The organism is Pseudomonas sp. CFBP2511 (genome assembly GCF_030209255.1).
In the GTDB taxonomy this organism is placed as follows: Bacteria; Pseudomonadota; Gammaproteobacteria; order Pseudomonadales; family Pseudomonadaceae; genus Aquipseudomonas; species Aquipseudomonas avellanae.
Genome location: NZ_JARVSI010000028.1, coordinates 337533 through 358433, shown reverse-complemented (window position 1 = coordinate 358433; position 20901 = coordinate 337533). Strand labels below are relative to the sequence as shown.

At 56.7% G+C, this 20901-nt stretch carries 21 protein-coding genes, 4 tRNA genes and 1 riboswitch; of the genes, 15 read left to right on the top strand and 10 right to left on the bottom strand.

The genetic code is table 11. From position 1 onward, the window contains the following. Positions 1–4: 4 nt before the first annotated feature. From astA to astE, 5 genes are all read left to right on the top strand, one after another. A complete protein-coding gene (gene astA, locus QRN38_RS24410) occupies positions 5–1030 on the top strand; it encodes an arginine N-succinyltransferase (RefSeq protein ID WP_057418634.1) in 1026 nt (341 codons plus the stop codon). Further along, a complete protein-coding gene (astD, locus tag QRN38_RS24405) occupies positions 1027–2496 on the top strand; it encodes a succinylglutamate-semialdehyde dehydrogenase (protein WP_162491800.1) in 1470 nt (489 codons plus the stop codon). Before astA ends, astD begins: the two co-directional genes overlap by 4 nt. A gap of 99 nt (positions 2497–2595) precedes the next feature. Then, complete coding sequence (gene astB / locus QRN38_RS24400; protein WP_057418632.1) at positions 2596–3942, top strand: N-succinylarginine dihydrolase; 1347 nt, start codon at positions 2596–2598, stop codon at positions 3940–3942. A gap of 61 nt (positions 3943–4003) precedes the next feature. After that, positions 4004–4291: a hypothetical protein gene (locus tag QRN38_RS24395; RefSeq protein WP_005767754.1), complete on the top strand. Its 288-nt coding sequence runs from the start codon at positions 4004–4006 to the stop codon at positions 4289–4291. Between the two features lie 11 nt (positions 4292–4302). Then, positions 4303–5310, top strand: a complete 1008-nt coding sequence (astE, locus tag QRN38_RS24390) for a succinylglutamate desuccinylase (RefSeq protein ID WP_057418631.1) — start codon at positions 4303–4305, stop codon at positions 5308–5310. A gap of 138 nt (positions 5311–5448) precedes the next feature. Here astE and QRN38_RS24385 read toward each other — a convergent pair whose 3' ends face one another. Beyond that, complete coding sequence (locus QRN38_RS24385) at positions 5449–5961, bottom strand: 6,7-dimethyl-8-ribityllumazine synthase (RefSeq protein ID WP_005616613.1); 513 nt, start codon at positions 5959–5961, stop codon at positions 5449–5451. A gap of 128 nt (positions 5962–6089) precedes the next feature. Next, a riboswitch (FMN riboswitch) is annotated at positions 6090–6256 on the bottom strand. Between the two features lie 212 nt (positions 6257–6468). Here QRN38_RS24385 and ltaE point away from each other — a divergent pair. The 7 genes from ltaE to QRN38_RS24350 all read left to right on the top strand — a co-directional run bounded on the left by ltaE (position 6469) and on the right by QRN38_RS24350 (position 12428). Further along, the gene (gene ltaE / locus QRN38_RS24380; protein WP_057418643.1) at positions 6469–7473 is read left to right on the top strand and encodes a low-specificity L-threonine aldolase; all 1005 of its coding nucleotides are present in this window, start codon (positions 6469–6471) and stop codon (positions 7471–7473) included. A gap of 144 nt (positions 7474–7617) precedes the next feature. Continuing rightward, a complete protein-coding gene (alaS, locus tag QRN38_RS24375) occupies positions 7618–10242 on the top strand; it encodes an alanine--tRNA ligase (RefSeq protein WP_054069490.1) in 2625 nt (874 codons plus the stop codon). A 90-nt stretch (positions 10243–10332) separates the two neighbouring features. Next, positions 10333–11565 carry an aspartate kinase gene (locus QRN38_RS24370; protein WP_057418630.1) on the top strand — a complete coding sequence of 411 codons (1233 nt, stop codon included), beginning with the start codon at positions 10333–10335 and terminating at the stop codon, positions 11563–11565. Positions 11566–11736: 171 nt separating this feature from the next. Continuing rightward, the gene (csrA, locus tag QRN38_RS24365; RefSeq protein ID WP_002554426.1) at positions 11737–11925 is read left to right on the top strand and encodes a carbon storage regulator CsrA; all 189 of its coding nucleotides are present in this window, start codon (positions 11737–11739) and stop codon (positions 11923–11925) included. 62 nt (positions 11926–11987) lie between these two features. After that, positions 11988–12078: transfer RNA gene (locus QRN38_RS24360), tRNA-Ser, on the top strand. Between the two features lie 109 nt (positions 12079–12187). Next, a tRNA-Arg gene (locus QRN38_RS24355) sits at positions 12188–12264 on the top strand. Positions 12265–12351: 87 nt separating this feature from the next. After that, a tRNA-Arg gene (locus tag QRN38_RS24350) sits at positions 12352–12428 on the top strand. Positions 12429–12471: 43 nt separating this feature from the next. Here QRN38_RS24350 and bamE read toward each other — a convergent pair. Further along, entirely contained in the window at positions 12472–12963 is a 492-nt protein-coding gene (bamE, locus tag QRN38_RS24345; protein WP_057418629.1) for an outer membrane protein assembly factor BamE domain-containing protein, read from the bottom strand. 323 nt (positions 12964–13286) lie between these two features. On the opposite strand from bamE, the gene mgtE reads away from it, so the two are divergent. Next, on the top strand, positions 13287–14729 hold the full coding sequence (gene mgtE / locus QRN38_RS24340; protein ID WP_005767763.1) for a magnesium transporter: 1443 nt from the start codon (positions 13287–13289) through the stop codon (positions 14727–14729). A 216-nt stretch (positions 14730–14945) separates the two neighbouring features. Here mgtE and QRN38_RS24335 read toward each other — a convergent pair whose 3' ends face one another. From QRN38_RS24335 to QRN38_RS24325, 3 genes are all read right to left on the bottom strand, one after another. Beyond that, positions 14946–15272, bottom strand: coding sequence for an Arc family DNA-binding protein (locus QRN38_RS24335; protein ID WP_002554423.1), 327 nt, complete (start codon positions 15270–15272; stop codon positions 14946–14948). A gap of 428 nt (positions 15273–15700) precedes the next feature. Next, the gene (locus tag QRN38_RS24330) at positions 15701–15886 is read right to left on the bottom strand and encodes a PA3371 family protein (protein WP_044391089.1); all 186 of its coding nucleotides are present in this window, start codon (positions 15884–15886) and stop codon (positions 15701–15703) included. A gap of 42 nt (positions 15887–15928) precedes the next feature. Further along, on the bottom strand, positions 15929–16168 hold the full coding sequence (locus tag QRN38_RS24325) for a hypothetical protein (RefSeq protein ID WP_010204340.1): 240 nt from the start codon (positions 16166–16168) through the stop codon (positions 15929–15931). 316 nt (positions 16169–16484) lie between these two features. Between QRN38_RS24325 and QRN38_RS24320 the strand changes: the two genes are divergently transcribed. Next, positions 16485–16561: transfer RNA gene (locus QRN38_RS24320), tRNA-Arg, on the top strand. A 110-nt stretch (positions 16562–16671) separates the two neighbouring features. Continuing rightward, positions 16672–17523, top strand: coding sequence for a DUF6602 domain-containing protein (locus QRN38_RS24315; protein ID WP_057418628.1), 852 nt, complete (start codon positions 16672–16674; stop codon positions 17521–17523). Here the strand turns inward: QRN38_RS24315 and QRN38_RS24310 are convergent. The 5 genes from QRN38_RS24310 to QRN38_RS24290 all read right to left on the bottom strand — a co-directional run bounded on the left by QRN38_RS24310 (position 17520) and on the right by QRN38_RS24290 (position 20769). Further along, a complete protein-coding gene (locus tag QRN38_RS24310) occupies positions 17520–18146 on the bottom strand; it encodes a recombinase family protein (RefSeq protein WP_057418627.1) in 627 nt (208 codons plus the stop codon). The genes QRN38_RS24315 and QRN38_RS24310 overlap by 4 nt on opposite strands. A gap of 278 nt (positions 18147–18424) precedes the next feature. Beyond that, positions 18425–18781, bottom strand: a complete 357-nt coding sequence (locus QRN38_RS24305; RefSeq protein WP_057418626.1) for a hypothetical protein — start codon at positions 18779–18781, stop codon at positions 18425–18427. Positions 18782–18886: 105 nt separating this feature from the next. Further along, the gene (locus tag QRN38_RS24300; RefSeq protein WP_057418625.1) at positions 18887–19339 is read right to left on the bottom strand and encodes a DUF2280 domain-containing protein; all 453 of its coding nucleotides are present in this window, start codon (positions 19337–19339) and stop codon (positions 18887–18889) included. Positions 19340–19438: 99 nt separating this feature from the next. After that, positions 19439–20212 carry a hypothetical protein gene (locus QRN38_RS24295; RefSeq protein ID WP_057418624.1) on the bottom strand — a complete coding sequence of 258 codons (774 nt, stop codon included), beginning with the start codon at positions 20210–20212 and terminating at the stop codon, positions 19439–19441. Beyond that, positions 20212–20769, bottom strand: a complete 558-nt coding sequence (locus QRN38_RS24290; RefSeq protein ID WP_057418623.1) for a hypothetical protein — start codon at positions 20767–20769, stop codon at positions 20212–20214. Before QRN38_RS24290 ends, QRN38_RS24295 begins: the two co-directional genes overlap by 1 nt. Positions 20770–20901 lie beyond the last annotated feature (132 nt).

The following is a 20901-nucleotide window of genomic DNA, read 5'->3' as shown; positions in this document are numbered from 1 at the left end:
TAACATGATCGTTCGTCCCGTACGCAGCAGCGACCTGCCCGCGTTGATCGAGCTGGCGCGCAGCACCGGCGCCGGTCTGACCACCTTGCCTGCCAACGAGCAACGCCTGGCCCATCGGGTTGGCTGGGCTGAAAAGACCTTTCGCGGAGAAGCCGAGCGCGGCGACGCCGACTACCTGTTCGTGCTCGAAGACGACGACGGCAAAGTGGTGGGCATTTCCGCCATCGCTGGCGCGGTCGGCCTGCGTGAGCCGTGGTACAACTACCGGGTCGGGCTGACGGTCAGCGCCTCCCAGGAACTGAACATCTACCGGGAAATCCCCACGCTGTTTCTGGCCAACGACCTGACTGGTAATTCCGAATTGTGCTCGCTGTTCCTGCACAGCGATTCGCGCAGCGGCCTCAACGGTCGCCTGCTGTCCAAGGCGCGCATGCTGTTCATTGCTGAATTTCCGAAACTGTTTGGTAGCAAGATCATTGCCGAGATGCGCGGCATGTCCGACGAGAATGGCCGTTCGCCGTTCTGGGAGAGCCTGGGGCGGCACTTCTTCAAGATGGAATTCAGCCAGGCCGATTACTTGACCGGTGTGGGTAACAAGGCGTTCATCGCCGAGTTGATGCCCAAGTTTCCGCTGTACAGTTGCTTTCTGTCCGAAGACGCACGCAATGTGATCGGTCGCGTGCACGCTGACACCGAGCCTGCGCTGACCATGCTCAAGGGCGAGGGTTTTTCGTATCAGGGCTACGTCGATATTTTCGATGCGGGTCCGGCCATCGAGTGCGAGACCGGCAAGATTCGCGCGGTCAAGGACAGCCAGGCCCTGGTGCTGGCCATCGGCACGCCGGGCGACGACGCACCACAATTCCTGATTTACAACCGCAAGCGCGAAGACTGCCGCGTGACCGTAGGCGCTGCGCGGTTTGCTGCCGGTACGCTGGTGGTCGCGCCGCAAACCGCCAAGCGGCTGCGTATGAATGCTGGCGACAACGTGCGCGCAGTGCCGTTGTCCGCCGCGCGGGAGGGCGTTTGATGAGTACTCTGTATATCGCAGGTGCCTGGCAAGCCGGGCAGGGCGAGCTGTTCCATTCGTTGAACCCGGTGACCCAGCACGTGTTGTGGTCCGGGCAAGGTGCGACCGCTGAACAGGTGGATCACGCCGTACACGCCGCGCGCCAGGCGTTTCCTGCCTGGGCGCTGCTTTCACTTGATCAGCGCATCGCCGTGCTGGAAGCCTTTGCGGCCAGCCTCAAGCAGCACGCGGACGAACTGGCGAATTGCATCGGTGAAGAAACCGGCAAACCGTTGTGGGAATCGGCGACCGAGGTGACCAGCATGGTCAACAAGATCGCCATTTCAGTGCAGAGCTATCGCGAAAGAACCGGCGAGAAAAGCGCTCCGCTGGGCGATGCTACCGCTGTGTTGCGCCACAAGCCGCACGGTGTGGTTGCCGTATTCGGGCCGTACAACTTTCCGGGCCACCTGCCTAACGGCCATATCGTCCCGGCCTTGCTGGCAGGCAATACGGTGCTGTTCAAACCGAGCGAGCTGACGCCGAAAGTCGCCGAACTGACCGTCAAATGCTGGATCGAAGCCGGCTTGCCTGCCGGTGTCCTCAACCTGCTGCAAGGTGGACGCGAAACCGGTATCGCCCTGGCGGCGAATCCGGGTATCGATGGCCTGTTCTTCACCGGGTCGAGCCGCACTGGCAACGCGCTGCATCAGCAGTTCGCCGGGCGACCGGACAAGATTCTCGCCCTGGAAATGGGCGGTAACAATCCGTTGGTGGTCGATCAGGTCCAGGACATCGACGCGGCGGTTTACACCATCATTCAGTCAGCGTTTATCTCCGCAGGCCAGCGCTGCACCTGTGCGCGTCGTCTGCTGGTGCCTGAGGGCGACTGGGGAGATGCGTTGCTGGCGCGGCTGGTTGCCGTCAGCGCGACTATTGAGGTGGGGGCGTTCGATCAGCAGCCGTCTCCGTTCATGGGCTCTGTGATTTCGCTTGAGGCCGCGCGGGCGTTGCTCGACGCGCAGCGTCATCTGCTCGCCAATGGCGCGGTGACCTTGCTGGAAATGCGTCAGCCGCAACCCGGCGCGGCGCTGCTGACGCCCGGTATTGTCGATGTCAGCGCAGTCGCAAACAGGCCCGATGAAGAGCTGTTCGGCCCGCTGTTGCAGGTGGTCCGCTACGCCGGTTTTGATGCGGCGATCGCCGAGGCCAACGCCACTCAATACGGTCTGGCGGCGGGCCTGCTCTCGGACTCCGAAGCGCGTTATCAGCAGTTCTGGCTGCAAAGCCGCGCCGGCATCGTCAACTGGAACAAGCAATTGACCGGGGCCGCCAGCAGTGCGCCGTTCGGTGGCGTCGGGGCATCGGGCAATCACCGCGCGAGCGCCTATTACGCGGCCGATTACTGCGCCTATCCGGTGGCGTCGCTGGAGACCGGCAGCCTGACTCTGCCCGCGACGTTGACCCCGGGTGTGCGGCTGAGCTGAGTGCCTTGCCTAGAGAATGTGCGTAAAGCATGCGCGTAAAGGTAAAGCATGCGCGTAAAGAAAGAATGCTTATAAAAACAGATCCACGGAGCCTTGCCGATGAAGTCCTGTGAAGTGAATTTTGACGGTCTGGTCGGGCCAACCCACAACTACGGCGGGTTGTCCTACGGTAACGTCGCCTCTCAGAGTAATAGCCAGCAGTGCTCGAACCCGCGTGAAGCGGCGCTGCAGGGCCTGGCAAAAATGAAGGCGCTGATGGACATGGGTTTTACCCAGGGCGTGCTGGCACCTCAGGAACGTCCTGATGTTGCTGGTTTGCGTCAGTTGGGTTTTACCGGCAGCGATGAGCAAGTGATCGAAAAGGCTGCCCGTCAGGACATGCCGTTGCTGGTTGCCAGTTGCTCGGCGTCGAGCATGTGGGTGGCCAATGCGGCGACGGTCAGCCCCAGCGCCGATACCGCTGATGGCCGTGTGCATTTCACGGCGGCCAACCTCAACTGCAAATACCATCGCAGCATCGAGCATCCGACCACCAGCCGCGTGCTGGGGGCCATGTTTGCCGACGCGAAGCACTTCGCTCATCACCCGGCCTTGCCACCAGTGGCGCAGTTCGGCGATGAAGGCGCGGCCAACCACACGCGTTTCTGTCAGGACTACGGTCAGGCCGGGGTAGAGTTTTTTGTGTTTGGCCGCAGCGCTTTCGATACCCGCTACGCAGCACCGCAGAAGTACCCGGCGCGGCAGACGCTGGAAGCTTCACGAGCGGTGGCGCGCTTGCATGGTCTGAGCGATGAGTGCGTTGTGTACGGGCAGCAGAACCCGGCGGTGATCGATCAAGGCGTGTTTCATAACGATGTGATCGCGGTCGGCAACGGTGAAGTGCTGTTCTATCACGAGGACGCCTTTCTCCACACCGAACAGATGCTGGGCGAGCTGCGCTACAAACTCAGCCGGGCCGGCGGCCAGCTGCAGGCTGTTTGCGTGCCACGCGCCGAGGTCTCGGTTCAGGATGCGGTGCGCTCATATCTGTTCAACAGCCAGTTGCTGTCGCGTCCGGATGGCTCGATGCTGCTGATCGTGCCACAGGAATGCCAGGCCAATGCCAACGTCTGGGGCTACTTGCAACGGCTCATTGCCGATGCCGGCCCGGTCGCCGAGGTCAAGGTCTTCGACCTCAAGCAGAGCATGCAGAACGGTGGCGGCCCGGCGTGCCTGCGCCTGCGCGTGGCGCTCAATGAAACCGAGCTGGCTGCAGTAAACCCCGGCGTGATCATGACCGCGCCGTTGTATGAAACGCTGACGCAATGGGTCGACAGGCACTACCGTGATCGCATGAGCGAAAACGATCTGGCCGACCCCCGATTACTGACTGAATGCCGCACGGCATTGGATGAACTGACGCAAATCCTTAAACTGGGCGCCGTTTATCCGTTTCAACTGAATTGAAACACCTTGCGCGCCGGACCATTGGCCGGCGCACGACTTCCTTTATAGAGAGCATTTCGACATGAGCGACGCCCTGCAACTGATCCTTGAAGACACTGATGGCACCCAGCTGGAAACCTCCTGCACCCGCGTTGCCATCATCTGGCAGGGCAAGGAGCTGTGGATTCAGCAAGACGGCCGTGGCCAGTTGCTGATCGGCGTGGACGTCGAAGAAGACGATGCCGAATACGCCAATCTGCTGCTGCGCCCGCTGGCGACCAATCTGGTCAGCCTGCAACTGGAAATGGAACCGGCCGACGTCGGTGCCGAAGAAGACGGTCACGTTCACGGCCCTGACTGCAACCACTAAGGAAGCGCGCCATGCTCGCCCTCGGCAAACTGCTTGAACTGACCCTGGCTAGACGTGAACCAGCGGAAAAGACTCAACTGACCGTCGAAGGCGTGCGGATGCGCTGGCTGGCTGAGGGGGCTCTGGAAGTCCGCCCGCCACAGGCTCGTGACAATGGCACTGACCTGCTGCTGTCTGCCGGTATTCATGGTAACGAGACAGCGCCCATCGAGCTGCTTGATGAACTGATCCGCAGCATCGCGCGTGGCGACCTCAAACCGCGCGCACGTATTCTGTTCCTGTTTGGCAACCCTGCTGCCATGCGGCTGGGTGCGCGTTATGTCGAGCAGGACGTCAACCGGCTGTTCAATGGCCGGCACGAACAAAGCGGTGGCGCGGAAGCCCTGCGCGCTTGTGAACTGGAGCGGCTGGCTGCCAGCTTTTTCAGCCTGCCGGACCGCTATCGGCTGCATTACGACCTGCACACTGCCATTCGCGGCTCAAAGATCGAGCAGTTTGCGCTGTATCCGTGGAAAGAGGGCCGTCAGCACTCACGCTTTGAACTGGCCCGGCTGCGCGCGGCGGGCATCAGTGCAGTGCTGCTGCAGAACAAACCCTCCATAGTGTTCAGCGCCTACACCTACGAACAGCTCGGGGCCGAGGCTTTTACACTGGAACTGGGCAAGGCCCGCCCGTTTGGACAGAACCGGCACGTTAATCTCGCGCCATTGCGTTTGCGTCTGGAGCAGATCATTGAAGGCAGCGAACCCCAGCCGGATGAGCGTCTTGAGGGGCTGCAACTGTTCAGCGTCGCACGTGAAGTGATCAAGCGCAGCGATGCGTTCACCTTCAACCTGGCGGATGACGTGGAGAACTTCTCCGAGCTGGAAAAAGGCTACGTGCTGGCCGAAGACGTGAGTGATTCACGCTGGGTGGTGAAAGAAGAGGGCGCAAGAATCATCTTCCCCAACCCCAAGGTCAAAAATGGCCTGCGGGCGGGCATTGTGATTGTGCCGGCTGATGCGGATGGGCTTGGTTGACGATAATCTCAACTATCGTGCGACGCTCCGCGTCGGCATGCCGTTAAGGACGCTGCGCGTCCTCTTTGCATTTGCGACGCAGAGACTGCGCAACGAGAGTCGTACTGACGAACGCCTCTCGTGCCGATGTTTCGCGTTTCAGCAGGCAGCTTTCTGCTGCGCATCCAGACGACGCAGGCTGCGCACCTTGTTCAAGGTATCCGCGCAGGTCTTGGCCGCTTCTTCGCCTTTGTGCGAGAAGTGATCGAAGAAGAACTTCTGGTGCTCTTCACCCGCATGGAAGTGATGCGGCGTCAGGACCACGGAGAAAACCGGTACTTCGGTTTCCAGCTGGACCTGCATCAATGCGCTGACCACTGACTGCGCAACGAATTCGTGGCGATAGATACCACCGTCCACCACCAGTGCAGCGCCGACGATGCCGGCGTAGCGGCCGGTATTGGCGAGCAGTTTTGCATGCAGCGGGATTTCGAAGGCGCCGCCGACTTCAAAGATGTCGATGTCACTTTCGGCATAACCCTGTTTGGCCATTTCGGCGACAAAACCTTTACGGCTCTGATCGACGATATCCTTATGCCAGCAGGCCTGGATGAAAGCGACGCGTTCGTTCGGATGGCTTTTGCTTTTGCTGTCGATTGCAGTAGGTTGCACGTGTTCTGACTCCTGTTTAATGAAAAAAACAGGGCATTTTGGATCGAAAGGGATTCAAGTCGCGTAGGAAAGCCTCCTGAACGATGTCGTTCATGATGAGGTTTTGCAGACGTTCTTGCAGACACCAATCCCGCTCTCTCTTCATCCGGACTATGACCGTCGGCCCCGGAATCACACCGGGTCTGCTGACCTTGCAGGTCGTCAGCCAAAGCTGAAACCCCCAAGCGCTCGCGGGCTAGACGCATTGCGCGCCATTACCGCCGGTGGGGAGTTGCACCCCGCCCTGAGAACGTTACCGGCACATTACGTGTCCAGTGCGGGATTTTTATCACAGTTTGTTCGATCATGCATGGACACTTTCGTACAGTGCACCTGCCTTTTTCTTATAAGGACGCGGAGTATCGAGAGCGACAGCGCTTGATTATCATGTACCGCAGCCTCAGTAATGCCTTGTTGCAAGCCAAAGGTTGCATGCATTATCGATCTTCAATTTCAGGGAGCTTTTTCGTGACGGTCATCGATCTGCGCAGCGACACAGTGACTCTGCCCACCGCAGGCATGCTTGACGCCATGGCACATGCGCCGGTGGGCGATGATGTCTACGGTGAAGACCCTGCGGTCAATCTGCTCGAGGCCACGCTCGCCGAGCGCCTCGGGTTCGACGCCGCCTTGTTCGTGCCCTCCGGCACCATGAGCAATCTGCTGGCGTTGATGGCGCACTGTGAGCGGGGCGATGAATACATCGTCGGTCAGCAGGCCCACACCTATAAATACGAAGGGGGTGGAGCGGCGGTACTGGGCTCGATTCAGCCTCAGCCGCTGGACGTGCAGGCGGACGGTTCGCTGAGCCTGCAACAGGTGCTCGACACCATCAAGCCGGACGACTTCCACTTTGCCCGCACACGCCTGCTGGCCCTGGAAAACACTATGCAGGGCAAGGTGCTGCCGCTTGAGTACCTGGCCGCCGCGCGCAAGCTGACCCTGGAAAAAGGCCTCGCGCTGCACCTCGACGGCGCGCGGCTGTACAACGCGGCGGTCAAGCTGGGCGTTGATGCCCGGGAGATCACCCGGCACTTCGATTCAGTCTCCATCTGCCTGTCCAAAGGCCTGGGCGCCCCCATTGGCTCGGTGCTGTGCGGCTCGCAGCCGCTGATGGTCAAGGCGCGGCGTCTGCGCAAGATGCTCGGCGGGGGCATGCGTCAGGCAGGCGGGCTGGCCGCTGCCGGGCTCTATGCGCTGGATCATCAGGTCCAGCGGCTGGCCGACGATCACGCCAATGCGGCGTTTCTGGCCGAGGGCTTGAGCGGGCTGGGTTACAGTGTCGAGCCTGTGCAGACCAACATGGTCTATGTGCAGATCGGTGATCGCGCCGCAGCGCTCAAGGCATTCTGCGCCGAGCGTGGCATCGTGCTCACCGCCGCGTCGCGGCTGCGCATGGTCACTCACCTGAATGTTTCGCGTGCTCAGGCAGAGCAAGTGATCGCGGCATTCGCAGCCTTTGAACATCCATGACATGCCGATAATCCAGTTACTTGTCTCTATCGCACAAACACACTGTACCGAGGGCGCAACGCCTATATAATGCGGCCCTTTGCCGTCGCTACGTCATTTGACGTTTTGCACTTGCCTCTGGCCGCAGTCTCCGTGGAAGAACCTATGAAAAGCGCAGAAATCCGTGAAGCCTTCCTTGGCTTCTTCGAAGAGCAAGGCCACACCCGTGTCCCTTCAAGCTCCTTGATTCCGGGCAATGACCCAACCCTGCTGTTCACCAACGCAGGCATGAACCAGTTCAAGGATTGCTTCCTGGGCCAGGAAAAACGCGCCTACACCCGCGCCGTGACCAGTCAGAAATGCGTGCGTGCCGGTGGCAAGCACAACGACCTGGAAAACGTCGGCTATACCGCTCGTCACCACACTTTTTTCGAAATGCTGGGTAACTTCAGCTTTGGTGACTATTTCAAGCGTGATGCCATTACCTACGCCTGGACCTTCCTGACTTCCGAGAAGTGGCTGAACCTGCCCAAGGAAAAACTCTGGGTCACCGTCTACGCGACCGACGACGAAGCCTACGATATCTGGACCAAAGAGATCGGCGTCCCGGCCGAACGCATGGTTCGCATCGGTGACAACAAAGGCGCGCCTTACGCCTCCGACAACTTCTGGACCATGGGCGACACCGGCCCGTGTGGCCCATGCAGCGAGATTTTCTTCGACCACGGCGCGGACATCTGGGGTGGCCCGCCAGGCTCGCCAGAAGAGGACGGCGACCGTTACATTGAAATCTGGAACAACGTTTTCATGCAGTTCAACCGTACCGCTGATGGCGTGCTGCACCCGCTGCCAGCGCCGTCGGTCGATACCGGCATGGGCCTTGAGCGGGTCAGTGCCGTTCTGCAGCACGTGCATTCCAACTACGAAATCGACCTGTTTCAGAGCCTGCTTACCGCATCGGCCAATGCCATCGGTTGCAGCAACGACAACCAGGCTTCGCTGAAAGTCGTGGCTGACCACATTCGTTCTTGCGGCTTCCTGATCGCCGATGGCGTACTGCCTTCCAGCGAAGGCCGTGGCTATGTGCTGCGCCGCATCATTCGTCGCGCCTGCCGTCACGGTAACAAGCTCGGTGCCAAGGGCAGCTTCTTCTACCAGATCGTCGCCGCGCTGGTCGCCGAGATGGGTTCGGCATTCCCTGAACTGGTGCAACAGCAGTCGCACATCGAACGCGTCCTCAGAGGCGAAGAAGAGCAGTTCGCCAAGACTCTGGAACAAGGCTTGAAGATCATCGAGCAGGATCTGGCCGAGCTCAAAGGCACCGTGGTTCCCGGCGAAATCGTGTTCAAGTTGTATGACACCTACGGTTTCCCGATGGACCTGACAGGTGACATCGCCCGTGAGCGTAACCTGACGCTGGACGAAGAAGGCTTTGAGCGCGAGATGGAAGCCCAGCGCGTGCGTGCACGTTCGGCCAGCTCGTTCGGCATGGACTACAACAGTCTGGTCAAGGTCGATGTGGCCACCCAATTCACCGGTTACTCCGCGACCACCGGCAGCGCCAGCGTCGTTGCCCTCTATAAAGACGGGCAGTCGGTGACTCACCTGAACGAAGGCGAAGAGGGCGTGGTGATTCTCGACACCACCCCGTTCTATGCCGAATCAGGTGGCCAGATCGGCGACAGCGGCTTCCTGCTGGCTGTTGATGCGCGCTTCGACGTCAGTGACACCACCAAGACCGGCGGGGCATTCCTGCACCACGGTGTTGTGGCGTCCGGCAGCCTGAGCGTCGGCGTACAGGTTGAAACACAGGTGGCCGATGAAGTTCGTGATGCAACCAAACTGAACCATTCGGCCACTCACTTGCTGCACGCCGCATTGCGTCAAGTGCTGGGCGAGCACGTGCAGCAGAAGGGCTCGCTGGTCGACAGTCAGCGTCTACGCTTTGACTTCAGCCACTTCGAGTCGATCAAGCCTGAGCAACTGCGTGCACTGGAAGACATCGTCAACGCCGAAATTCGCAAGAACACGCCGGTGGTCACCGAAGAAACCGACATCGATACCGCGAAAAAGAAAGGCGCCATGGCGCTGTTCGGCGAGAAGTACGGTGACAGCGTTCGTGTCCTGAGCATGGGCGGCGAGTTCTCCGTCGAACTGTGCGGCGGTATTCACGCCAGCCGCACCGGCGACATCTCGCTGTTCAAGATTGTCAGTGAAGGCGGCGTTGCCGCAGGCGTGCGCCGTATCGAAGCGGTGACCGGCGCGGCTGCGCTGGCCTGGCTGAACTCGGCTGAAGATCAACTCAAGGAAGCCGCGACGCTGGTCAAAGGCAATCGCGACAACCTGCTGGACAAGCTGACGGCGGTGCTTGAGCGCAACCGTCTGCTGGAAAAACAACTGGAACAACTGCAAGCCAAGGCAGCCAGCGCCGCCGGTGACGACCTGTCGTCGGCCGCGCTGGATGTCAAAGGGGTCAAGGTTCTGGCTACGCGCCTGGATGGCCAGGACGGCAAGGCGCTGTTGGCGCTTGTCGACCAGTTGAAGAACAAGCTCGGCCGCGCAGTGATCCTGCTCGGCAGTGTTCATGAAGACAAGGTTGTCTTGGTCGCAGGCGTGACCAAGGACCTGACTGGCCAACTCAAAGCCGGTGATTTGATGAAACAGGCGGCAACCGCAGTAGGCGGTAAAGGCGGTGGTCGTCCTGATATGGCTCAAGGCGGTGGTGTCGATGCAACTGCGCTGGATTCAGCGCTGGCACTGGCCGTTCCTTTTGTAGAGCAGGGTATCTGAGTCGAATCTGCAGGCCTGTCGCTTGCCGGCAGGCCATGTAAGGTTTGAATGTTAATAGGTGCTCTTAACGGGTTCTGAGGCGGCTTTGAGATGGCTTTGATCGTACAGAAATTTGGCGGCACCTCCGTGGGCTCTGTAGAGCGCATCGAGCAGGTGGCCGACAAGGTCAAGAAATTCCGTGAGGCGGGCGACGACCTGGTGGTCGTGCTGTCAGCCATGAGCGGTGAAACAAATCGTTTGATCGAGCTGGCCAGGCAGATCAGTGATCAGCCGGTTCCCCGTGAACTGGACGTGATCGTCTCCACGGGCGAGCAAGTGACCATTGCGCTGCTGGCGATGGCGCTGATGAAGCGCGGCGTGCCTGCGGTGTCCTACACCGGCAACCAGGTGCGCATTCTCACTGACAGCGCGCACAACAAGGCGCGCATCCTGCAAATCGATGACCAGAAGATCCGTTCCGACCTGAAAGCCGGTCGGGTGGTGGTGGTTGCCGGTTTCCAGGGTGTCGATGAGCACGGCAATATCACCACGCTTGGGCGTGGCGGCTCTGACACCACCGGAGTGGCCCTGGCGGCTGCGCTGAAGGCTGACGAGTGCCAGATCTACACCGACGTCGATGGTGTGTACACCACCGACCCACGTGTGGTGTCGCAGGCTCAGCGTCTGGACAAGATCACCTTTGAAGAGATGCTGGAAATGGCCAGCCTCGGTTCCAAGGTGTTGCAGATCCGCGCGGTCGAGTTCGCCGGCAAATACAACGTCCCGCTGCGCGTCCTGCACAGCTTCAAAGAGGGGCCGGGCACCCTTATTACAATCGATGAAGAGGAATCCATGGAACAGCCGATCATTTCCGGCATCGCCTTCAACCGCGATGAAGCCAAGCTGACCATCCGTGGTGTGCCAGACACCCCCGGCGTGGCGTTCAAGATTCTCGGCCCGATCAGCGCGGCCAATATCGAAGTGGACATGATCGTGCAGAACGTTTCGCACGATAACACCACCGATTTCACCTTCACGATCCATCGCAACGACTATCAGTCGGCCTTGCAGGTGCTTGAGACGACCGCGCGTGAAATCAGTGCCCGTGAAGTTTCCGGCGATACCAAGATTGCCAAGGTGTCCATCGTCGGCGTCGGCATGCGCTCGCACGCGGGTGTCGCCAGTCGCATGTTTGAAGCACTGGCCAAGGAGAGCATCAATATCCAGATGATCTCCACATCGGAGATCAAGGTCTCTGTGGTCATCGAAGAGAAGTACCTGGAGTTGGCTGTGCGCGCATTGCACACCGCGTTCGAGCTGGATGCTCCTCGGCAGGGTGAATGACTCTGTCTTCGAAGGGCGCGGGCTGACCGCGTCTTTCGGGTACTGCGCAGAAAGGCTGTTGTTTTCTTTGCGTTAGTCGATACACAGGTTAACGGTCATGGCTTTTCGCCAGCGACCTTTGCCTACCGGTTGCAGACCGTGGTCCCTTAATAAAGGCGTAAGGAGAAAAGTATGCTGATTCTGACTCGTCGGTGCGCAGAAAGCCTGATCATTGGTGATGGTGAAATCACCGTAACCGTGCTCGGAGTGAAGGGTAATCAGGTGCGTATTGGTGTCAATGCGCCCAAAGAAGTCGCGGTTCACCGTGAAGAGATTTACCTGCGGATCAAGAAAGAGAAGGACGAAGAACCAAGCCATTAATTTTTATTGAATTTTTGGTTTGCAAACGGGGAAAAGGGTGGTTATTATACGCCCCGTGTTGCGGAGAGCTGGCCGAGTGGCCGAAGGCGCTCCCCTGCTAAGGGAGTACACCTCAAAAGGGTGTCGGGGGTTCGAATCCCCCGTTCTCCGCCATTATTTATGTAGCGCGTCAGATTGGGCTTGATCGGTAAGTTGTTGAATTTACTAGAAAAAGTGATTGACAAAACAATCTGACGATCTATAATGCGCGGCACCAACACATGCACTCGTAGCTCAGCTGGATAGAGTACTCGGCTACGAACCGAGCGGTCACAGGTTCGAATCCTGTCGAGTGCACCATTTAAAGTTGTTTGAAGCGCTGTAAGCAATTACAGAATTTCCGATAACTGGCTTCAACCAGAGGTGATCTGGTCTAAAAGTACCAATGCACTCGTAGCTCAGCTGGATAGAGTACTCGGCTACGAACCGAGCGGTCACAGGTTCGAATCCTGTCGAGTGCACCATACAACGAAAAGCCCACATCGAAAGATGTGGGCTTTTTGCTTTCTAGCGTTTTCCTTTAACGCACCCGTGCTCATCAAATGTCACGCTACTGCTGCGGCCTTTCTTCTTGTTATACACGTAACGCAATTCGCCATTGCGGTTGCTGACTTTGTCCGGACGCCCCAACAGGCTTTCCACATCGCGTTGCGTCATACCGGGAGGGGTCCGCTGGTTGATGATGGCCGCTCGGCGCTGTTCGGCGCTCAAGCGGTTGCCGCAGCCATCATCGCGGGTGCCGACCACGACCAGTTCCTGGCCTGATGATCTTTGACGCGCAGGCTCCCGGCTGCTTGCAGAAGGAAGCAAATCGACTTGGGTTCCGGGTGGCGCATTGAAGGCGCTCTGCAGGCGAGTGCTGTGACCTGCCGGGCAACCCAGCGTCGTGAACATGATCTTTCCTGATGCGTCCTCGCAGCGCTGAACACTGCTGGCGATTGCGTGCAGGGGCAGGCAGAGCAGGGCGTTGCAAAGGGTTAGATGAATGGCGGCGCGCATGGCCAGGTCCTCCGTGACGGGTGTGGTGAGAGCCTAGCGGTGGTCTTTAGCCGGGGCGAGCGCGTTTTATTGGCTGAATGTGACGCAGCGTCTCTGGCGGCTCACGTGGCTGTGCAGCTTTGCGCTGCAAACGATTGTTATAAGCTGAATTTCTCGCATGCGCTTGGCTCAAAGCGGTGTATCATTGCGCCCGTCAGCTCCGCCGGGGCTTGTGGAACACCTCCATGGACTTACCCAGTCGTTACTTAATAATGTTTTTCAACAATCATGAATTAACTGATTGATCTCCCGGCGTGCCCCGCTGCTGGGAGTGGAGCTCGCCTATGACCGAAAGAGAAGTAAAAAAAACGCAGGAAAGCTTGCAGGATCGCCTGGCTCAGGTCGTCGATCTGCTGCAGCGCCAGCGTATTGTTGAAGACCTGACCCACCGTCAGGAGGGTCAGAATCAAGACCGCGTAGAAAACCTGGTTCACCGGCAGAACCTTGTCGAGCTGCAGCGCAAGCTCGAAGACCTTCACTCCGCCGACGTCGCTTATATTCTCGAAGCCCTTCCTCTGGAAGATCGCCTGACTGTCTGGCAGTTGGTCAAGGCCGATCGCGACGGCGACATTCTGCTTGAAGTATCCGATTCCGTTCGTGAAACCCTGATCGCCGACATGGACGATCATGAGTTGCTCGCGGCGGCACGGGACATGGACGCCGACGAACTGGCCGACCTTGCTCCCGAATTGCCCCGCGACGTTGTTCATGAACTGATGGAAGCGCTGGACTCTCAGCAGCGCGAGCGTGTCCGGTCTGCCTTGTCCTATGACGAGGACCAGGTTGGTGCGTTGATGGACTTCGAGATGGTGACGATCCGCGAGGATGTCAGCCTTGAAGTTGTATTGCGCTACCTGCGCAGGCTCAAAGAGCTGCCTGGTCATACCGACAAATTATTCGTGGTCGACTCCGAGGGCGTTCTCAAGGGCGTGTTGCCGATCAAGCGACTGCTGGTCAATGATCCGGAGAAGCAGGTTGGCGAAGTCATGGCCAACGACCCGGTCAGTTTTCACCCTGAGGACGATGCGTACGATGCCGCGCAGGCTTTCGAGCGTTACGACCTTATCTCCACGCCGGTGGTGGACAAAAACGGCAAATTGATTGGTCGTCTGACCATCGATGAAATCGTCGACCTGATTCGTGAAGAGAGCGAAAACGAAGTCCTCAACATGGCGGGTCTGCGAGAAGAGGAAGATATCTTCGCTTCGGTATGGCGCTCGCTGCGCAACCGCTGGGCGTGGCTGGCGGTCAACCTGGTCACTGCATTCCTCGCTTCGCGGGTAATTGGCCTGTTTGAAGGCTCCATCGAGAAGCTGGTGGCGCTCGCTGCGCTGATGCCCATCGTCGCCGGCATTGGCGGCAACTCGGGTAACCAGACCATCACCATGATCGTGCGCGCAATGGCGCTGGATCAGGTCAACACCGGCAATACGTCCCGGCTGCTGCGCAAGGAGCTGGCTGTGGGCCTGATCAACGGCCTGCTGTGGGGTGGGGTTATCGGGGTTGTCGCTTACCTGTTGTATGGCAGCTGGTCACTTGGCGTGGTCATGACGGCAGCCATGACGCTCAACCTGCTGCTGGCCGCCTTGATGGGCGTATCCATCCCTATGGCGCTTGCGCGTCTGGGTCGCGACCCCGCAATGGGTGCGAGCGTCATGATTACGGCGATGACTGACAGCGGCGGGTTCTTCATCTTTCTCGGGCTGGCGACGATCTTCCTGCTCTAGAAGTTCTGTTCCAGCAAAGACGCTGCAATAAAAAACCGCCATGGCCAGGCGGTTTTTTTATGTCGACGCGTTATGTCGGAGCGTTATGTTTGCGCAGTGTCTCGAAAAAAGGTGCTGTGTTGCGGGTGCGTTGTTAGTGATGCCGACGGTCAACTAAGAAAAATACTACAACAAAAAAGGCCAGCTTTCGCTGGCCTTGGTCATTTGCGCTGAGTCTCAGGACTCTTCGGAAGCAAGTTCCGTGTCATGGGCGATCAGCGAAACGAGAGCATTCTGTTGACGATGTGAAAGCTGGCGAAAACGTTGCAGCAGCTCGCGTTCGTGCAAGGACAGCTCAGGACTATCCAGACGCAGGCTTGGCTCATCGCCAAGTGCACCTTCCTGAATCAGGCTTTGTTCGAGGCGGGCAATGATTTCCGAGTTCATGCTGCGGTGATGATTCTTGGCTACTTCCTGCACGCGATTACGCATGCCGTCTGGTAGGCGAACGACGAACTTGTCAGCCGTGCGGCTGGAATAAGTAGCCTGTTTCATAGGGCTCATATATTTAACCGGTTAGTTCAGGGGAAGCGGTTCTAGCAAGTGGCCGCAAGATTGTCTTCGTCAGACAATCGTTTTGGCCAAATGTTCAACCGGGGATCCAAGGAGCCAACATAATGCAGTAAAACGTCGAGTCCTTGGCGTCAATTCTGTGACAAATATTGACTCAGATAAAGGCGTTTGGCCAGCACCAATTATCAGAAATGCGAGCAAATTTGCAAAGTCATTGCGTTTGCCCGCAGATAAAAGGAATCGCCACCGAGCTGCTTTTTGCCATCATGGCCATTTGACTCTGAGATTAGGTCGGAATTCAGCGCAGACGAAGCCAGCCGACAAAGGGTTGGCGGGGAGGGGGGCAAGGCAGGATTTCAGAGGTTAAGAGGTGTAGTCGAGCGCTGTCGCCGGTTTGCTTGAAGGGGAGGCTATGGAGCTTAACGCAGCACCGGGTCGAACTTGAAGCGACGGCCAAGGAATAGCGCGACGACGAAAAGGCTGGCGAACACGCCCGTAGCGATATTGAAAGCGATACTGAAGGCCTGCGCATGAACAGGCAGCAACAGATCGACGATCACAGCCATGATCGCCAGGACCAGAAATGACAACGCGGATTTTGACATGGCTACACTCTCGTAACTCGTAAGTGGGTGATTCAAACGGTCTCAGAAAACCCAACGCTGCTCGGCGCGAGGCATCTGTACGGAAGCATCATCGTCAGTTGCCAACACCGCTGCACTGGCAACACGGTCAGTCATGATTGCCAACTGAGGCGCATGGCTGATCTGGTGGTGGACAGGAGCAGGCGCAGTGACCTGCGTGTCCTTGGCACCGGAATCCTGGAAATGAAATGCCACCAGAGCCACCAGAGCTGCCGCATTCAACGCTGAGAGAGTCTTGTTCATTTTCCAGTACCTGTGCCCGACCGTTTGGGATGAGATGTGTTCACAGATAGTGATAATGCAGTCTGCATGCCAAGCTGAAATAGATAAAAAAACTATTAAAATCAATGGTTTATAAATCGAAAAAAAGTGGTCTTCAGTGCGTTTTGCAATGGTGGCTTTTTGGAGGATTGCAAAATGCATGATTGGTTTATTCAGCTGTGTTTCGTAGCGACATCGGCTACAGCCCTGGAGGGCAATGACGACATGACAAAAGCGGTGCATGCCGCTAAGATGCACGCCGTCATCGCTGGCACCGATCGGTGTGCTGGCACGCAGTGTCTCAGTAGCTCAATTGGATAGAGCATCCCCCTCCTAAGGGGAAGGTTGCAGGTTCGAACCCCGCCTGGGACACCATATAATTCAAGGTCTGCAGCCATTCTTGTTAAAAGCTTCGATGCTTGTGACAGCAGGGTGGCAGCAGCAAGTCTTCTCAACCCCGCGCAGCTGATCGAGAGGCAATCTTCATGGATGATTCTTTTAATGTGTCTCAGTTCCTTGGTTATCTTGCTCAAGATCTAGTAGATAGCTTCGCTCGGGCTGGCAACGCAACTGCGCCCGGCTTGGTGGGTGGGGCCCGCGAGCATTCCGTTCGAATGAAGCTTCAAACGCTTCTGCCTGCGGCAGCTAGCGTGGCAACAGGCTGCGTTATCGATTCTTTTGGTGGTACTTCGAATCAAGCAGATGTGGTGATCCACGAAAGAGATAATTGTCCTGTTTTCTCTTTTGGCGGCTCGCCGGAAGCGACTTATATCCCGTGCGAAGGGGTGATTGCTGTTGGCGAAATCAAGAGCACGCTGGGAACCAAGGAGTTGCGAGATTCAGTCCTCAAAATTAGACGGGTCAAAACACTGCAGCGCGCATCGAAAGACGCGACGTGTTTTAGGCACTTCGGCAGCGCAATGGTTATGCAGGGTGCTGATTCTGAAGCCTTCGACCCCGAGCGGAACCGCTACGATCAGCCATTCTGCTTCGTTCTCTGTCAATCATACGGGGTGAGTCGCGCAACCCTCGGTAAGAATTATGCTGCTATGTGCGCAGAGGCAGCCCCTCACCTTTCTCCAAATGTGGTCATCTCGCTTACGGAGGGGATAATGCTCTTCGCTGACGCTAAAGGTGCATTGCTTCGCAGTGCCGTGGGAGCCAGTCAAGTTGCGTTTTTCAACCATCCCGGAGGAGATTTTCAGTTTCTGTTAAATGAGCTGGTAAATGCTTGCCACCGAGGGCGCACGACCGCGGTATTGCCTTACTCAACTTACATCCTGGGCGAGCAACTGAACGCATTTGCCCATCCAGAATATGTTCAGATCTCAAGCTAAAGACGCTCTGGAAACAACTGCGTTTTAATTTTAAGCACCGTGGTAGTCGAACAGTTTGCGTGCCGAGCCGCAGCACGGATTCCAAGCCCAGCCTTCAGTAGCTCCTTTACGCGCTTGTGCAAATCAGCATCCACCGGCCGCCCCTGATATTTGCCGGTGGCTTTGGCCTTTTCGATGCCTTGGGCCTGGCGGTCGCGCCGCTGCTCGTAATCCTTACGCGCGATCGCGGCCATCATTTCCACCAGCATCGAGCTGATCGCGCCCAGCATACGGCCGGTGAACTCATCGCCTTTCGTGTCCTGCATCCCCTGGTGACTGGTCGGCAGATCGAGCGCAACGATGCGCAGCCCCTTTGAATCAATCGCAGCTTTGAGCTTCTGCCAGTCATCCACCGGCAGGCGTGAGAGGCGGTCTATCGATTCAACCAGCAGCGCGTCACCCTTGCGTGAATCCTTGAGTAAGCGCATCAGCTCCGGGCGATCTGCCGTGGCGCCGCTGGCATTCTCCAGATACTCGCTGGCAAACACCTTATTGTGGTTGCTGGCGAACTGCTCGAGCGAGGCGCGAGCCCGGCCGGCGTCCTGCTCGTCTGTGGAGGCGCGAAGATATGCACGAATGAACATAATGGGCGTTCCGTATCAGTTAGGGTGCACTTGGAGTGATACACAGAATGAGACAGAACGGGACGAAAAGACCCTGGAAATGCAGACGAACGGTCAATTCTGAGATGGAGAGTTTGTTGCAGTAAGTAGAAAGGATGCTAAGTGCTACAGGGCCGGGATATCGGCTCAGTGAGCCAGGCTCAGATTATGGGCGGGCGGCAGCTTCTCCCGATGGGGCAGTTGTTCCGCGCCATGAAATCATGAAATGGCGAAGTATGAAATCATGGCGCGGCCTGCTGTCACTTATCCCCAAGTTGATTCGGTAAGCGAATACCGTAATTATCTGGCGCGCTGTCCAAATTGCTCAGTAGATTGGCAATCAAATCGTAATCCGTTTCCAGTTCATAAAGCTTTTTATAGCTGTGATCTTGACTATCGAGCGTGAGGAGAAAACTGCTTTTTACCTCAGATAAAAGTGATTGCAGCCCTTTCAGGTCGTCGACAGCGACAGCCAAGTCTTGCGATGACAGGTAAACCAACGTTCTGTCAGGGCTATACATCGTTGGAAGACGGCCATGACTTGCACTCAGGTTGCGAACGTCATCAAATTTGGCCTTAGCCGCATATGTGTCCCAATTGAAATTTGGACGTGCCATCCTTTTGCTCCTTCTACTTCTATTGACGAGCGGTTAGGATAGCAACCCTTGTTGGCATTTCAATGTCCTGGCAATCCTCTGTAATACACCTGTTCCGATCTGCCTTCAGGGAGCGCCGACTCGAGCTAGCACGAACTCGACGCGCACCGGTGCGGCGTCACCATTTACTAGGTTATCGGTTTTAACGCGGCAATTGGTGTAGAGGTCGCCACACTCCTTGGCAGCCTGCTCCAGCAGCTTTAAGCCCTGGGCAATATTGCCGCGCGCCTCAGCTTCTTCGAACATCCTGCCGAGTGCTCGGAGGCGATATGCGCGGTTTGCCACTGGCACCTCTACCATCGTTTCGCGAAAGCTCGCCCGGGTGTCTTCAAACAGCGTTACCCAGCGCTTGGCCAGCCCCTTACTACAGCGCTTGGTCGGATCGTGTATCTGGACTTGCTGCCTGGAGACAGTCAGCCCGAAATTCGCCCTCACAGCCTCAGCTACCTGCGACGGTGAGTCGAAGCAGGCCAGTGCTTGGACGATGAAGGTTTTGATTTCGGGATTGAGCGCGGCCATGAGGTCAATTCTGTCTAGGTTCTGTCAAGAGTAAAGCTTTTCGCTTTAACAGCAAGGAGTTGATAACAACAGACCAGAGATTTTAGGGCCTCCTCGCGTTCATGAGGTAGAGCCAATGAGGTATCCGGTAACGTCCCCCTTTGACTTTTCAATAAACCGAAGCTTACCGCCCTCTGTAGTAGGCCAAGCGCCTTTTACAAAAGCATCGACAAAAATCTCGTTTTTTCCGCCCGATAGTTTGGTGGCTCGGAATACACACTCGCCAAAAGCTTTAGGATGCTTTTCACCTGGCAAACCAATAAGCGTAACTATTGTCTTGCTCATTGCAAGCCCTACACCAAGATCCAAAGGCGGTAGTGAATATCTTGCAGCCAAGACAGCATTCACTAAAGTGCGAGTCTGCCCTATAGAGTTGGCTGCCGCCTCATAACCGGCATATATGGCCTTTGGCCTGTTCTGGGGATCAACTCTGAATAAAGCTAATACACCGTCCCCCAGATACTCTGTGACATTTCCGTGCTCAAATTTTATAGTCATTGCCAGCGCAGGAAGCAAAGCGGAAGTTTCATAGTAAACCCGTTGCAACTGGCTAACCTTGGCGGTTTTGCTGCTTATTGCCGAGTTTAGATGCTTGCTTGAGTCACGCATATCAGCCACTAACGCCACAAACTCATCGATAACTGTTTTCTCGTCTTGAACTTCGCTATGCCCAGGGATATGAGACGGGACTGATTCATTCACTACAAATGCCGAATCCATTGCCTTTGTACTTTTTACCAGAGTATGCCCTCCATTTTCCCAGTGCTTCTCTGCTCTGTCTAGTGCGTCTTTTATGCAGGTAATAATGGCCACTACTTCTTCATTGTCTAGCATTAATATTTGCTCATAAGTGAATATGCATAAATGCCTACGCCAGTCGCCATCCAAAATAGAGTTAACACTGAGCTCATTGAGCACCTTCTCATCTTTATGTCGCGTATATACTCTAGCTTCATCTTTTCGAAAACCAGCTCTTTTATTAAGCCTTGTTCATCGCTAGGGATTCTTGTAATAGCTTCTTGAAGGCTTATCTTTGATTTTACTGGGTAATTAAAAAAGCAGGCAGCCGGTCCCATTTTGTAGTTTGCACTATGGAAAAATACTCCATGGGCATCACTACCAGTGACATTTGCTGCGGGGTTTTTGACCGACCATAGAGCTCTAAATAGGACTATTAGGGTGACGGCCCAAGCCGCTGCCGTAATCCACATCAGTATGGCTAGGCAGTCTGAGTGGGCGGCAGTGGCTCTATAGACCGACGATATTTCCTTGACGCCAGCAGTCGGGATAAATATGGCGACCATAAGAAACCCTATTTTGGTATCTATGGCTCGGATCGTCGTTTGAATATCCGTTATTGCTTGATAGCAAAAGGTGATTTTACGTTCCATGTAGCATCTCGATAAATTTCACGAGGCCCTGCTGGGTGCCGTGTTGGAGCTCAAGTGCTCCGAGGTTAGTGTTTTGCCGCACACACTGTATATCAGGTATAAGGTGGCGGAAGATCTTTATATGAATCTTCG